This window comes from Nonomuraea sp. NPDC049421 (genome assembly GCF_040677005.1).
Taxonomy (GTDB): domain Bacteria; phylum Actinomycetota; class Actinomycetes; order Streptosporangiales; family Streptosporangiaceae; genus Nonomuraea; species Nonomuraea salmonea.
The window spans coordinates 80198-92605 of sequence record NZ_JBFAQA010000015.1 but is presented as its reverse complement, the minus strand read 5'-3'; the positions used below and the strand labels follow the sequence as shown (position 1 = coordinate 92605).

Here is a 12408-nt window from a genome sequence, read left to right as displayed (position 1 = left end):
GCGCCCCCGGGGCCGTGCCGGTGCATGCCAGTGCCGGCACGGCCCCGGCCTCGATCAGCGCAGGTGGGCGGTGTCGTTGAAGGTCTTCACCACGGCGGGGCCGTCGGCGTAGTACTCGATCAGCGACAGGCACGCCAGGTCGAGGTGCATGCGGTAGAGCGCCTGGAGGGGGGCCGTCAGGGCGTCCTGGAGGAGCAGCTTGATGGGGGTGACGTGGGAGACCGCCAGCACCGTGCGGCCCTCGTACCGTTCGATCAGGTGCTCCCTGGCCGCCTGCACGCGGCGGGAGGCTTGGGCGAAGCTCTCGCCGCCCGGCGGGGCGACGGCCGGGTCGGAGAGCCAGGCGGCGAGCTCGTCGGGCCAGCGGCGCTGCACCTCCGTGAACGTGTGGCCCTCCCACGCGCCGAAGTCGGCCTCTCTGAGGTCGTCGCAGACCTCCACGTCGAGGCCGGTCTGCTGGGCGACCGCTTCCGCGGTCTGGCGGGCGCGCGTCAGGGGCGAGGTGACGATGACGTCCAGCCGGTACGGCTCCCGCGCCAGCCGGGCGGCCGCCGCCGACGCCTGGGCCAGGCCGTTGGCCGTCAGCTCCGCGTCGCCGTGCCCCGAGAAGCGGCGCTGGACGGACAGCTCGGTCTCGCCGTGGCGCAGGAGGAGGAGCGAGGTTGCGACGCGGGTGGGCGGGGCCCAGCCGGTGCCGGTGCGCTCCCCCGTGCGCTGGGCGGTCTGCTGGGCCGTGGCGACGGAGGCCGTCGGGGCGGACAGCTCGCCGGCGTCGAGGAGGTCGGTCTGCCGGGGTACGGACGGCGCCGCAGGACCGGTGGCGACCGCGGCGCCTCTGACGCGGCCCTCCGGCCGGGCCGAACCATCCGCCGCACCTCGTGAGGATCCTTCCGGCCGGGCGGAACCATCCGCCACACCTCGCGCGGATCCTTCCGGCCGGGCCGAGTCTTGAGCCGTGGCGCCCCCGACCGGCCGAACCGGAGCAGCGGTCTCCTTGGACGAGCCGCCGGCGGTCCAGGTCAGGCCCTGGGCGGCGGCGTCCATGGCCTCGTTGGCCAAGCGGTCGGCGTGCTTGTTGCGTTCGCGGGGGATCCAGGTCCACTCCGTCACCCGCAGCCGCCTGACCAGCGAACCCGCCTCCGCCGCCAGCGGCCGTAGCCCCTCGTTCTTGATCTTCCAGCGGCCCGCCATCTGCTCGATGACGAGCTTGGAGTCCATGCGTACGGCCACCTGGGCGCCCTCGCCGGCCAGGTCGAGCGTGGCGCGCAGGCCGGCGATCAGGCCCCGGTATTCGGCGACGTTGTTGGTCGTGACGCCGATCGCCTCCGCCGCCTCCGCCAGCACCTGGCCGTCGGAGGCGTCTTTGACGACCGCGCCGTAGCCGGCCGGGCCCGGGTTGCCGCGCGAGCCGCCGTCGGCCTCGATGACGTAGGTGGTCACAGGCCCGACTCTGGGGTGCGGACGAGGATGCGGCGGCATTCCTCGCACCGGACGACCTCGTCGTGGGGGGCGGCCTTGATCGAGTTCATCTCGGCGATGGACAGGGCCACCTTGCAGCCCTGGCACCGGCCGCCGTGCAGCATGGCGGCGCCGACGCCGTACTGCTCCTTGAGCTTCTCGTAGAGCTTGAGCAGGTCGGCGGGGATGTCGCCGGCGACGCCCCCGCGGCGGCCCTGGACCTCGGCCGCCTCCTTCTCGATCTCGGCGAGCGCGGCGTCACGACGGTCCTCGGCGGCCGACAGCGCGGCGCGCACCTCGTCGCGCTGGGTGATCAGGTCGGTCACCTTGGTGTCGGCGGCCTCGCGGCGTTCCATGATCTCCAGCACGACCTCCTCGAGGTCGCCCTGCCGCTTGTGCAGCGAGGCGATCTCGGACTGCAGGCTCGCGAGGTCGCGCGGCGAGGTGACGGCTCCGGAGTCGAGGCGCTTCTGGTCGCGGTCGGCGCGGGTGCGTACGGCGTCGACGTCGTTCTCGGCCTTGGTCTGCTCACGCGCCAGGTCGCCCGCCTCGGTCTCGGCCTCGATGACCTGGGTGACGAGCTTGGCGTAGCGCTTGGAGCGCTCGTCGATCTCGGCCAGCTCCGGCAGAGTGCGGCGGCGGTGGGCCAGCCGATCAAGCACGGAGTCGAGCTCAGCCAGGTCGAGCAGTCGCTTCTGTGCCTCAGGGGCTGCTTTCATGATCAATATCCTCTTGTCCAAGCATCGGTGACCGTGGCGGAGACGCGCGTTTCAACGGTAACGCCACTCTCGTGCAGGATGGACGCGGCGCTGTCGAGCCAGGGCCACTCGGTCGCCCAGTGGGCGGCGTCGATCAGCGCGGGCCCGCCGGCCTCCACGAACTCGCTGGCCGGGTGGTGGCGTAGATCGGCCGTGAGGAAGACGTCGACGCCCGCCGCCTTGGCCGCGCCGAGCAGGGAGTCGCCCGCTCCCCCGCTGACCGCGACGCGCCGCACGGGACGGCCGGGTTCGCCCGCCACGCGGATGCCCCACGACGTGCGGGGCAGGCCCTTGACCACCCGCGCGGCGAACTCCTCCAGCGTCGTCTCCTCCGGCGGCTCGCCGATGCGGCCGAGCCCGCGCCACGGGTCGTCGGGGAACGGCTGGAGCGGCACCAGGTCGCCCACCAGCCCGACCGCCCTGGCCAGCGCGTCGGAGACGCCGGGATTGGCCACGTCGGCGTTGGTGTGGGCGGTGTAGAGGGCGACGTCGTTCTTGATCAGGGTGTGGATGAGGCGGCCCTTGGGCGTGGTGGTGGCCACGGTGGTGGTGCCGCGCAGATAGAGGGGGTGGTGGGTGACGATCAGGTCGGCGCCCCACTCCAGCGCCTCGTCGGCCACGGCGGCGACCGGGTCGACCGCCAGCAGCACCCGCCGCACCTCCTGGGCCGGGTCTCCGCTGACCAGCCCCACCGCGTCCCACGACTCGGCCCGGGCGGGCGGGTAGGCCGCCTCGAGCACTCCGATCACGTCCGTCAACGTCACAGCAGCCACCTGCGCAGACTACCGGTACGCGGGAGGCGGAGGGGTGTCGCGGCGGCGGGGTTCGGCGTAATGTAAGTGGATCCTGACTTGCGGAGGGACTGGCATGGCGCCACGCGTCGCGATCATCGGAGCGGGTTTCGGCGGGCTGTGCATGGCGATCCGGCTGGAAAGGGCCGGGATCCACACGTACACCGTCTTCGAGAGGGCCGCGGATCTGGGCGGTACGTGGCGGGACAACAGCTATCCCGGGGCGGGGTGTGACATTCCCTCACATCTGTACTCGTACTCGTTCGAGAAGTACGCGAGCTGGACGCGGCGCTATCCCGAGCAGCCGGAAATTCTCGACTACCTCCAGCATTGCGCCGATAAATACGATGTCAGGCGGAAAATCCGCTTACGGACGGAAGTGCGGCGGGCGGTCTTCGACGGCGGCGCCTGGCAGGTCACCACGTCGTCCACCGAGGGCGAACGCACGGAGACGTTCGACGTGGTCGTCATGGCGGTGGGACAGCTCAACCGACCCCACATGCCGGACATATCCGGGATGGACGAGTTCGAGGGTGTCTGCTTCCATTCGGCCCGCTGGAACCACGGCCACGACCTGACCGGCAGGCGCGTCGCGGTGATCGGCACCGGGTCGTCGGCGGCACAGCTCGTACCTCGGGTGGCGGAGCGGGCCGAGCACCTCTATCTCTTCCAGCGCACCCCCAACTGGGTCATCCCCAAGCCGGACGCCGCGTTCGGGCCTTTGACGCGGATGGCGTTCCGGTTCGTGCCGGGGCTGCAGCGCGCGTACCGAGAGTGGATCTACAGGTACGCCGAGGGCACCCTCTATCCGGCGCTGGCCCAGGGGTGGAGCGAGGGGTTACTCAGGCAGCGGGCGCTGCGCCACCTGCGCGACCAGGTGCCCGACCCCGAGCTGCGGGCCGGGCTCACCCCCGACTATCCGCCCGGCTGCAAGCGGGTGGTCGTCGACAGCTCCTTCTATCCGGCCCTGACCAGGCCGAACGTGTCGCTCGTGACCGATCGGATCGCCCGCGTCACGCCCAAAGGCGTTGATACGGCTGAGGGCGCGTACGAGGTGGACACGATCGTCTACGCCACCGGCTTCAGGAGCACCGAGTTCCTGGTGCCGATGGAGGTGGTCGGACGCGAGGGACGGTCGCTGAGCGAGCGGTGGAAGGACGGCGCCGAGGCGTACCTCGGCATCTCCGTTCCGGGCTTCCCCAACCTCTTCATGCTGTACGGGCCCAACACCAACCTGGGGCACAACTCCATCATCTTCATGATCGAGTGCCAGGTGGCGCACATCATGGCGTGCCTGCCGCGCCTCGGCGCCTCCGGGCCCATCGAGGTGCGGCCCGAGGCGATGGCGGCCTGGCGGCGGCAGCTCGACGTCACCATGAGCAGGATGGTGTGGGGCGCGGGCTGCAGGAGCTGGTACAAGACGGCCGACGGCCGCGTCACCAACAACTGGCCGGGGCCCACGACGCTCTACCGCAGGCTGACGGCCAGGCCGCCGGAGCCCGCGTACCGGGCCGTCGGACCTGGGTAGGACCCGTCGTCTTGTGCGTCGGACCAGGGCCGGACGCCAAAGATCGGACCTGGGCACATTGTTGCTGGTCATGACCGCGAGGTAGCGTCCTGGCCATGACGATTCCCCTGCACCAGCGCGCAGTCGTGGCCGACACCCACAACGACCTTCTCATGGCGGTCTCCGCACGCCCGCCGCAGCAGTGGGCCTCGTTCTTCCGCGAGCAGTGGCTGCCGCAGCTCCGCGACGGCGGGGTCGACCTGCAGATCCTGCCCGTCTTCATCGACGACCAATACCTGCCGGAGGGCGCGCTGCGGCAGACGCTGCGGATGATCGAGTGCGCTCACGTGCTGGCCGAGGGCAACCCCGACGAGGTGAGCCTCTGTCTCGACGCCGCCGCCATCGACCGGGCGCTCGACGCGGGCAAGATCGCGTTGGTGCTGGCCATGGAGAGCATGCCCGGCATCGACGCCAGCGTCGAGCTGATCCCCACCATGCACCGGCTGGGGGTGCGGGTGGCGTCGATCGCCCACTTCGGGCGTACACCGCTGGCCGACGGCAGCGGCCAAGACGCCACGGGCAGCCGTCTGACCTCGCACGGCGTCGAGGCGCTGCAGGAGATGGAGCGACTCGGCATGATCTTCGACGTCTCCCACCTGGGTGCCTCCGGCGTCGCCCACGTGCTCGAGCTCGCCACCAGGCCCGTCATCGCCACCCACTCCTCGGCCCGCGCCCTGCGCGACCACCACCGCAACCTCACCGACGACCAGCTCCGCGCCGTCGCCGCCAACGGGGGCGTGGTCTGCGTCAACTTCTTCGCCCCGTTCCTCGCCGAGCGCACGGAGGACATGACGCTCGACCGGCTGCTCGACCACATCGAACACGTCGCCTCCGTCGCCGGCATCGACCACGTGGGGCTGGGGCCCGACTTCATCCGCGAGGTGATGGACGACCTGACGCCACCGTGCTGCGAAGACGTCCACGCGAGGGGCGTCGACCCGAAGGCGGCGATCCCCGGCCTGGAGGGGCCGAGGGGGCTGCCCATGGTGACGGAAGGGCTGCTGGCGCGCGGCCTCCCGGAGAAGGACGTCATGCGGATCGTCGGGGGCAACGTCCACCGCCTGCTCGGGGAACTGCTCTGATGCCGCGTCCCGTACGTCTGGACACCCGCGCCACCGCGGCGGCGTTGCACGCCCGGACAACCGGTACAAGCCCGCTGACCGGCGCCACCGCACGGGCCTCCCGCGTCCGAACGGGCCGTGCGATCGCCTTCCGCGCGCCGGCACGGCGGGCGATCAGTGCGGCCGCTTCTTCTACGCGGCCTCGGCGCGCCGCCGGGGTGAGCGCCTCTCCGACCACGACCGCATCTCACGGGGGACTTCCGGCATGACAGACAGCACCACTTCTCCGCAGCTCGCGGCCATGCTGGCCGATCTCGAAGAGCTGGTCACGTGTGAGTCGTTCTCCAGCGATCTGGAGGCCGTGGCCCGCAGTGCCAAGGTGGTGGCCGCGATGGGGGCGCGCCACCTGGGCAGCGGGCCCGAGTTCCTGGTGATCGACGGCGTGACGCACCTGCGCTGGTCGTTCGGTACGCCCAAGGTGCTGCTGCTCGGTCACCACGACACCGTCTGGCCGATGGGCAGCCTCGCCACCCACCCGTGGTCGGTGGTCGACGGGGTGGCCAGGGGGCCGGGTGTGTTCGACATGAAGGCGGGGCTGGTGCAGACGTTCCACGCGCTGGCCGGGCTCGGCTCGCTCGACGGCGTCACGCTGCTCGTCACCGGTGACGAGGAGGTGGGCTCCATCACGTCGTCGCGGCTGATCCAGGACACCGCGCGCGGGCTGGCCGCCGCCTTCGTCATGGAGGCCAGTGCCGACGGCGGGGCGCTGAAGACGGTCAGGAAGGGCACCTCGCTCTACACCGTCAACGTGCACGGCAAGGCGGCGCACGCCGGGCTGGAGCCGGAGAAGGGGGCCAATGCGGGCATCGAGCTCGCGCACCAGATCCTGGCCATCGCCGGGCTCGGCGCGGGGGCGACGACCGTGACGCCGACGGTCCTGTCCGGCGGCTCGACGCTCAACACCGTCCCCGCCTTCGCCTCCGTGGGGGTGGACGTGCGGGTGGCGGAGGTGGCCGAGCAAGAGCGGGTCGATGCCGCGATGCACGCGCTGCGGCCCGTCGTGCCCGGCACCCGTCTCGACGTCGTCGGCGGGCCCAACCGGCCGCCGCTCGAAGCCTCCATGTCGGCCTCGCTCTTCGCCCTGGCCCAGGAGCTGGCGGCGGGGCTGGGCCTGCCCGCGCTGACCTCGGCCTCGGTGGGCGGCGCCTCCGACGGCAACTTCACGGCCGGCGTGGGCTGCCCCACCTTGGACGGCCTGGGCGCCGTCGGGGGCGGGGCACATGCCGACCACGAACACGTCCTGGTCTCCGAACTCCCCAGCCGCACCGCCCTGCTCCGCGCCCTGATCGAGGCCGTCCGCTGAGCCCCTGCTCCCGCCGCCCACTCCCCCGCCTCCGCCCGCGCGACCGCGTCATCACGAGACCGCCACGACGGACCGCCTGACCGGTGTGGCGGCCCGCCTGCTCACGCGGCCGCGCGCGACCTGATTGCCGTGCAGCTGCGTGGCCATGCAGCTGCGTGGCCGGGCCGGGGCCGGGGCCGGGCCGGGGCCGGGGCCGGGCCGGGGCCGGGGCCGGGGCCGGGGCCGGGGCCGGGGCCGTCTAGGTGTATCCGCGTGGGTGCCTGGCCGTGTCACTGCATGGGCGCGTGATCCGAGTGCGGGGGTGTGGGAGCGCGGGGGGCTTGCCGGTTTTACTGGGCGCGGGTGAAGCGGGTGCCCAGAGTGTGGAAGCGGGTGAGGAGTTCTGGGGGGCTGATGACGCGGAAGTCGGCGTCCAGGGTGCCGACGGCCATGATCGGCCAGTCCAGGCTGTCGGTCATCATGTAGACCATGCATTGGCCGGGCTCGGTTTCCTCCACTGTGGCCCAGCGGCCTATGCGGGTGCGGACCTCCTCCGCTGGGGCGTGGACGAGGACCTGGGTGCGGTAGGACTGCGGGGAGACGTTGTCGAGGCTGGACTGGATGAATTCGGCGGCGTCGGCGGTGGGGAGGTCGCGGGGGCGGAAGCGGGCCCCCGTGCTCTGCGGGTCGGACAGGCGGTCGATGCGGAAGCTGCGCCAGTCGTGGCGGGTGAGGTCGTAGGCGACCAGGTACCAGCGGTGTCCCAGCGACACCAGGCGGTGGGGCTCGGCGTGGCGCTCGGTGGTGCGGCCGTCGGCGGCGGTGTAGGTGAAGCGGATGCGTTCGTTGTCGCGGCAGGTCAGCGCGATGGTGGTGAGGACGGACGGGTCGGCGGCGGCTTTGGCGGGGTTGCCCCAGCCGGCGGAGACGGTCATGACGCGCAGCGCGTCGATGCGGCGGCGCAGGCGTACCGGCATGACCTGTACGACCTTGGCGAGCACCCGTACGGACGACTCCGCGATGCCCTCCACCGGATTCTGGGCGGCGGCCTGGAGGCCGACGGCCAGGGCGACGGCCTCCTCGTCGTCGATCACCAGCGGCGGGAGCGCGGCCCCTGCGGCGAGCTGGTAGCCGCCGTCGACGCCGCGCTGGGCCTGCACCGGGTAGCCCAGCTCACGGAGCCGGTCGATGTCCCTGCGCAGGGTGCGCGCCGACACGCCGAGCCGATCCGCCAGCTCGGCGCCGGGCCAGTAGCGGTGGGTCTGGAGCAGGGACAGCAGGCGCAAGGTACGGGTGCTGGTGTTCGCCATGTTTTTCAGTCTCTCCGCTATTGAGGACGGAAAGTGGCCACAATGGGCGTCATTCTTTAGGTGAACGAGCGAGAACGCAACCAGGGAGGCACCGCCCATGACCGTCGACACGCCGAGCACGAGCAGCACCGCCGAGGTGACCGGGGAGCGCGCCGACCTGCTGGCCGAGCTGGCGCAGAGCCGGCACTTCCTGCGCTTCACCACCCGGGGCCTCACCGACGAGCAGGCCCGCATGCGCACCACCGTCAGCGCGCTGTGCCTCGGTGGCCTGATCAAGCACGTGACCCAGGTCGAGAAGGGCTGGGTGGACTTCATCCTGAACGGCACTTCTGCGATGAAGAACTTCGCGGACATGACCGAGGAGGACTACGCCGCGCGGGAGGCGGAGTTCGAACTGCTGCCCGGTGAGACGCTGGCCGGGGTGCTGGAGGCGTACGAGGAGGTGGCCAGGAGGACGGACGAGGTGGTCGCCACCCTGCCCGACCTGGGTGTCGCCCACCCGCTTCCCGAGGCGCCGTGGTTCCAGCCCGGCGTCCGGTGGTCGGCCCGGCGGGTGCTGATCCACATCGTCGCCGAGACGGCTCAGCACTCCGGGCACGCCGACATCATCCGTGAGTCGCTCGACGGCGCGAAGAGCATGGGCTGAGGCCCTCCTGTGCCTCCACAGGCTGCCCGCCCCGGCCCCGGTACGCAGAGGTGGGGGCCGGGGGCGGGGGCCGGGGGCGGGGCCGGGGGCGGGGTTCAAGGTCGGGGGTCAGGAGGCGGGGGGCGAGGGGTTGTGGGGTTCGGGGGCGTGCGTAAATGAAGGCATGGAGCACGAGGAGGCGGCGGCCAGGGCCGGTGTGAGGGTCAGGGAGCTGCGGGAGATCGGCGAGTTCGAGCAGGTCTACCGGCTCTTCGACGAGATCTGGCGCCCTGGGCCGACGAACGTGCCGGCGACGGTGGAGCTGATGGTGGGGTTCGCGCACACCGGGAACTACGTGGCGGGCGCGTACGCGGGCGACGAGCTGGTCGGGGCGTCGGTGGGGTTCCGTGCCGCGAGGCGGGCGCTGCACTCGCACGTGACGGGGGCCGTGGCGGGCCGGGGCATCGGGTACGCGCTCAAGGCGCACCAGCGGTGGTGGTGCCTGGAGCAGGGGCTGGAGCGCATCACGTGGACGTTCGACCCCCTGGTACGCCGCAACGCCCGCTTCAACCTGGTCAAACTGGGCGCCCGCCCGGAGGAGTACCTGCCGGACTTCTACGGCGTGATGGCCGACGCGATCAACGAGGGCGACGCCTCCGACCGCCTCCTGGCCGTCTGGCACCTCCAGGAGCACATCGAGCCGGACGACGAGCCCCGGAACGCGGCCATGACGTTGTGGGAGGGGCCGAACGGGGAGCCCGTCCGCGAAACCGGTGACAAAAGCAGGTTGCTCCTGGTGGGCACGCCGAGCGACGTGGAGAGATTGCGGCGCGACAACGCGTACGCGGCGCGGGCCTGGCGCCGGGCGATGCGGGAAACGCTGGGCGGAGCCATGGCGGCGGGCGGTCATGTGGTGGGTTTCACCACTCGCGGAGAATACGTCGTGTCGATTACTTAGGTATTCCACTGCTGTTTTGGATCTCTGTAATGTGGCGGCAGGAATGCCGAGCAAGGAGATCCGCATGACGGAGTTCACCCCCACCGTTCCTGCGCGAGTCCTACCGACCGTCGAAGTCCGCGACCTCCCCGAGCCACCCCGATCGACCTGGCGCATCATCGGCCCCGGCCTGGTGGGCGCGGGGGTAGGGCTGGCGTCGGGCGAGTTCATCCTCTGGCCGTACATCGCCTCGCAGGTCGGCCTGATCTTCATCTGGGGAGCCGCGATCGGCATCATCACCCAGTGGTTCCTGAACATGGAGATCGAGCGCTACACCCTGGCCACCGGCGAGACTGCGCTGACCGGGTTCAGCCGCATGTGGAAACACTGGGGCCTGGTCTTCGTGATCATGACGTTGTGCTCGAACCTCTGGCCGGGCTGGGTGACCACGTCCGCGACGATGGTGACGTACCTGACGGGCTCAGGGCAGGGCTCGGTGCGCTACATCGCGATCGGCATGCTGATCGTGATCGCGGCCGGGCTGACGCTGGCGCCCGTCATCTACACGCTGCTGGAGAAGGTGATCTTCGTGAAGATCGCCCTGGTGGCGACGCTGGCGATCGTGGCGATCGTGGTCGCGATCAACGCGGAGAGCTGGCTGCAGCTCGGCCGCGGCCTGACGGTCGGCGCCCGCTTCCCGGTGCCGCCGCTCGACTTCGCCGTCCTCATGGGCGCCATCGCGTACGCGGGCGCCGGCGGCGGCCAGAACCTGTGCCAGAGCAACTGGATCCGCGACAAGGGCTTCGGCATGGGCCTGTACGTGCCGCGCCTGGTCAGCCCGGTCACCGGCCACGAGGAGGCGGTGTCGTCGACCGGCTACCAGTTCGCGCCCACGAAGGAGAACCTGGCGCGCTGGAAGGCGTGGTGGCGTTTCGCGAACGTGGAGCAGGCGTGGACGTTCGCCATGGTGTCGTTCGTGACGATCGCGCTCATGTCGATGCTGGCGTACTCGACGGTGTTCGGCCGGCCGGGCCTGGAGAACAGCATCGCGTTCCTGGAGGCCGAGGGCCGGGTGCTGATGGACGTCGTCGGGCCGTGGTTCGGTGTGCTGTTCTGGGTGATCGGGGCGCTGGCGTTGTTCGCGTCGGCGATGGGCATCGTCGATTACACCTCGCGGCTGGCCTCCGACACCCTCAAGACCGTCTACCTGCGGGACAAGGCGGTCTCGGTCAACCGGGTCTACTTCATCGTGGTGTGGGCGATCGCGCTGGTCGGCACGGTGATCCTGCTGGCGGGGCTGGACCAGCCGCTGATCCTGCTGGTGTTCTCGGCGTGCTTCGCGGCCGTGATGATGTTCGTGTACTCGATCCTGCTGATCGTCCTCAACAGGAAGGCGCTGCCTGAGGCGATCAAGGTGCGGTCGTACCGGCTGGGTGCGCTGGTCTGGTCGGTGCTGTTCTTCGGCACGCTGACCGTGATCGTGGTCTTCCAGCAGGCGCAGAAGCTGTTCGGGTGACGGCGGGCGCGCCGGTGCGCCGCGCGCACCGGCGCGCACCGGCGCGCACCGGCGCGGTTGACCTCAACCGAGGTTGAGTTTGCAGACTCGGACGCATGCGAGTCGTTGAAGTGACGGAGTACGGCGGTCCCGAGGTGCTGCGCGTGGCGCGGGCTCCCGAACCGGTGGCGGGGCCCGGGCAGGTGGTCATCGGGGTGTCGGTGGTGGACGTCATGTCCATCGACGCCCAATTGCGCGCCGGGTGGGGGCGGGACTGGTTCCCCGCGGAGCCGCCGTTCGTGCCGGGCACCGGGGTGGCGGGGCTGGTGGTGTCCGTGGGTGAGGGGGTGGACGGCTCCTGGATGGGACGGCGGGTCGCGGCGCTGCTGCCCGGTGGGGGTGCCTACGCCGAGCGGGCCGTCGCCGGCGTGGAGACCCTCGTGGAGGTGCCTGACGAGGTGTCGTCGCGGCAGGCCGCGGCGTTGCTCCAGGTGGGGCCGGCCGCGCTGAGCCTGGTGGGGGCGGCTGAGCTGAAGCCCGGCGCCGAGGTGCTGGTCACGGGGGCCGGTGGGGCGCTGGGGCTGGCCGTCGTACGGCTGGCGCGGGCGGCCGGCGCCCACGTGACGGCGGCGGCGCACGACCCGGCCAAGCGACGTGCGGCCTCGGCTGCCGGGGCTGACGTCGTCGTCGGCTATCAGGAGGTCGCGGGGCCGGTCGAGGTGGTCTTCGACGGCGTCGGGGGCGAGGTGGGCGGGGCCGCGTTCGAGCTGCTGGGATCCGGCGGGCGGTTCTTCGCCTACGGGGTGCCCAGCGGGTCGGTCGCGCTGATCGACCCGGCGGAGGCCGCGCGGCGCGGGGTGCGGGTCGTCGGGATGGAGCAGGTCCAGTTCGCGCCGGACACGTTCAGGGAGCTCGCCGGACGGGCGCTGCGGGAGGCGGCGGCCGGACGGCTGGTGGCCGATATCGGGCTGGAGGTCCCGCTGGAGCGCGCCGCCGAGGCGCACGCCGCGCTGGAGGGCCGCCGGCTGGTGGGCAAGGCGTTGCTGCTGGTCTCCGAATGACCT

The 12408-nt window shown here is 71.6% G+C and carries 11 protein-coding genes; 7 read left to right on the top strand and 4 right to left on the bottom strand.

What is annotated here, in order from left to right:
• Window positions 1-54: 54 nt before the first annotated feature.
• The 3 genes from AB0K18_RS25400 to AB0K18_RS25390 are packed head-to-tail and all read right to left on the bottom strand — an operon-like array spanning window position 55 to window position 2980.
• Window positions 55-1440 carry a bifunctional RNase H/acid phosphatase gene (locus AB0K18_RS25400; RefSeq protein ID WP_364918525.1) on the bottom strand — a complete coding sequence of 462 codons (1386 nt, stop codon included), beginning with the start codon at window positions 1438-1440 and terminating at the stop codon, window positions 55-57.
• Entirely contained in the window at window positions 1437-2177 is a 741-nt protein-coding gene (locus tag AB0K18_RS25395) for a C4-type zinc ribbon domain-containing protein (protein ID WP_364918522.1), read from the bottom strand. The genes AB0K18_RS25400 and AB0K18_RS25395 overlap by 4 nt, the downstream gene beginning before the upstream one ends.
• 2 nt (window positions 2178-2179) lie before the next feature.
• Window positions 2180-2980, bottom strand: coding sequence for a Nif3-like dinuclear metal center hexameric protein (locus AB0K18_RS25390; protein ID WP_364918519.1), 801 nt, complete (start codon window positions 2978-2980; stop codon window positions 2180-2182).
• A 103-nt stretch (window positions 2981-3083) separates the two neighbouring features.
• On the opposite strand from AB0K18_RS25390, the gene AB0K18_RS25385 reads away from it, so the two are divergent.
• The 3 genes from AB0K18_RS25385 to AB0K18_RS25375 all read left to right on the top strand — a co-directional run bounded on the left by AB0K18_RS25385 (window position 3084) and on the right by AB0K18_RS25375 (window position 6998).
• Window positions 3084-4535, top strand: a complete 1452-nt coding sequence (locus tag AB0K18_RS25385) for an NAD(P)/FAD-dependent oxidoreductase (protein WP_364918516.1) — start codon at window positions 3084-3086, stop codon at window positions 4533-4535.
• 95 nt (window positions 4536-4630) lie between these two features.
• Window positions 4631-5656, top strand: a complete 1026-nt coding sequence (locus AB0K18_RS25380; RefSeq protein ID WP_364918514.1) for a dipeptidase — start codon at window positions 4631-4633, stop codon at window positions 5654-5656.
• 244 nt (window positions 5657-5900) lie between these two features.
• Window positions 5901-6998, top strand: coding sequence for a M20 family metallopeptidase (locus AB0K18_RS25375; RefSeq protein WP_364918513.1), 1098 nt, complete (start codon window positions 5901-5903; stop codon window positions 6996-6998).
• 329 nt (window positions 6999-7327) lie between these two features.
• On the opposite strand, the gene AB0K18_RS25370 is transcribed toward AB0K18_RS25375, so the two are convergent.
• Window positions 7328-8287, bottom strand: coding sequence for a YafY family protein (locus AB0K18_RS25370; protein WP_364918511.1), 960 nt, complete (start codon window positions 8285-8287; stop codon window positions 7328-7330).
• A 97-nt stretch (window positions 8288-8384) separates the two neighbouring features.
• Between AB0K18_RS25370 and AB0K18_RS25365 the strand changes: the two genes are divergently transcribed.
• The 4 genes from AB0K18_RS25365 (at window position 8385) to AB0K18_RS25350 (ending at window position 12405) form a co-directional block, all read left to right on the top strand.
• Window positions 8385-8933 carry a DinB family protein gene (locus AB0K18_RS25365; RefSeq protein WP_364918509.1) on the top strand — a complete coding sequence of 183 codons (549 nt, stop codon included), beginning with the start codon at window positions 8385-8387 and terminating at the stop codon, window positions 8931-8933.
• Between the two features lie 163 nt (window positions 8934-9096).
• Window positions 9097-9870, top strand: coding sequence for a GNAT family N-acetyltransferase (locus AB0K18_RS25360; protein ID WP_364918507.1), 774 nt, complete (start codon window positions 9097-9099; stop codon window positions 9868-9870).
• Between the two features lie 64 nt (window positions 9871-9934).
• Window positions 9935-11365 carry an Nramp family divalent metal transporter gene (locus tag AB0K18_RS25355; protein WP_364918504.1) on the top strand — a complete coding sequence of 477 codons (1431 nt, stop codon included), beginning with the start codon at window positions 9935-9937 and terminating at the stop codon, window positions 11363-11365.
• Between the two features lie 95 nt (window positions 11366-11460).
• Window positions 11461-12405, top strand: coding sequence for a zinc-binding dehydrogenase (locus AB0K18_RS25350; RefSeq protein WP_364918502.1), 945 nt, complete (start codon window positions 11461-11463; stop codon window positions 12403-12405).
• Window positions 12406-12408: the final 3 nt, after the last annotated feature.

Excerpts from the sequence above, each read along its gene's own strand:
- AB0K18_RS25395 (WP_364918522.1), bottom strand. The coding sequence starts at position 2,177 with ATGAAAGCAGCCCCTGAGGCACAGAAGCGACTGCTCGACCTGGCTGAG.
- AB0K18_RS25385 (WP_364918516.1), top strand. The coding sequence starts at position 3,084 with ATGGCGCCACGCGTCGCGATCATCGGAGCGGGTTTCGGCGGGCTGTGC.
- AB0K18_RS25380 (WP_364918514.1), top strand. The coding sequence starts at position 4,631 with ATGACGATTCCCCTGCACCAGCGCGCAGTCGTGGCCGACACCCACAAC.
- AB0K18_RS25375 (WP_364918513.1), top strand. The coding sequence starts at position 5,901 with ATGACAGACAGCACCACTTCTCCGCAGCTCGCGGCCATGCTGGCCGAT.
- AB0K18_RS25370 (WP_364918511.1), bottom strand. The coding sequence starts at position 8,287 with ATGGCGAACACCAGCACCCGTACCTTGCGCCTGCTGTCCCTGCTCCAG.
- AB0K18_RS25365 (WP_364918509.1), top strand. The coding sequence starts at position 8,385 with ATGACCGTCGACACGCCGAGCACGAGCAGCACCGCCGAGGTGACCGGG.
- AB0K18_RS25360 (WP_364918507.1), top strand. The coding sequence starts at position 9,097 with ATGGAGCACGAGGAGGCGGCGGCCAGGGCCGGTGTGAGGGTCAGGGAG.
- AB0K18_RS25355 (WP_364918504.1), top strand. The coding sequence starts at position 9,935 with ATGACGGAGTTCACCCCCACCGTTCCTGCGCGAGTCCTACCGACCGTC.
- AB0K18_RS25350 (WP_364918502.1), top strand. The coding sequence starts at position 11,461 with ATGCGAGTCGTTGAAGTGACGGAGTACGGCGGTCCCGAGGTGCTGCGC.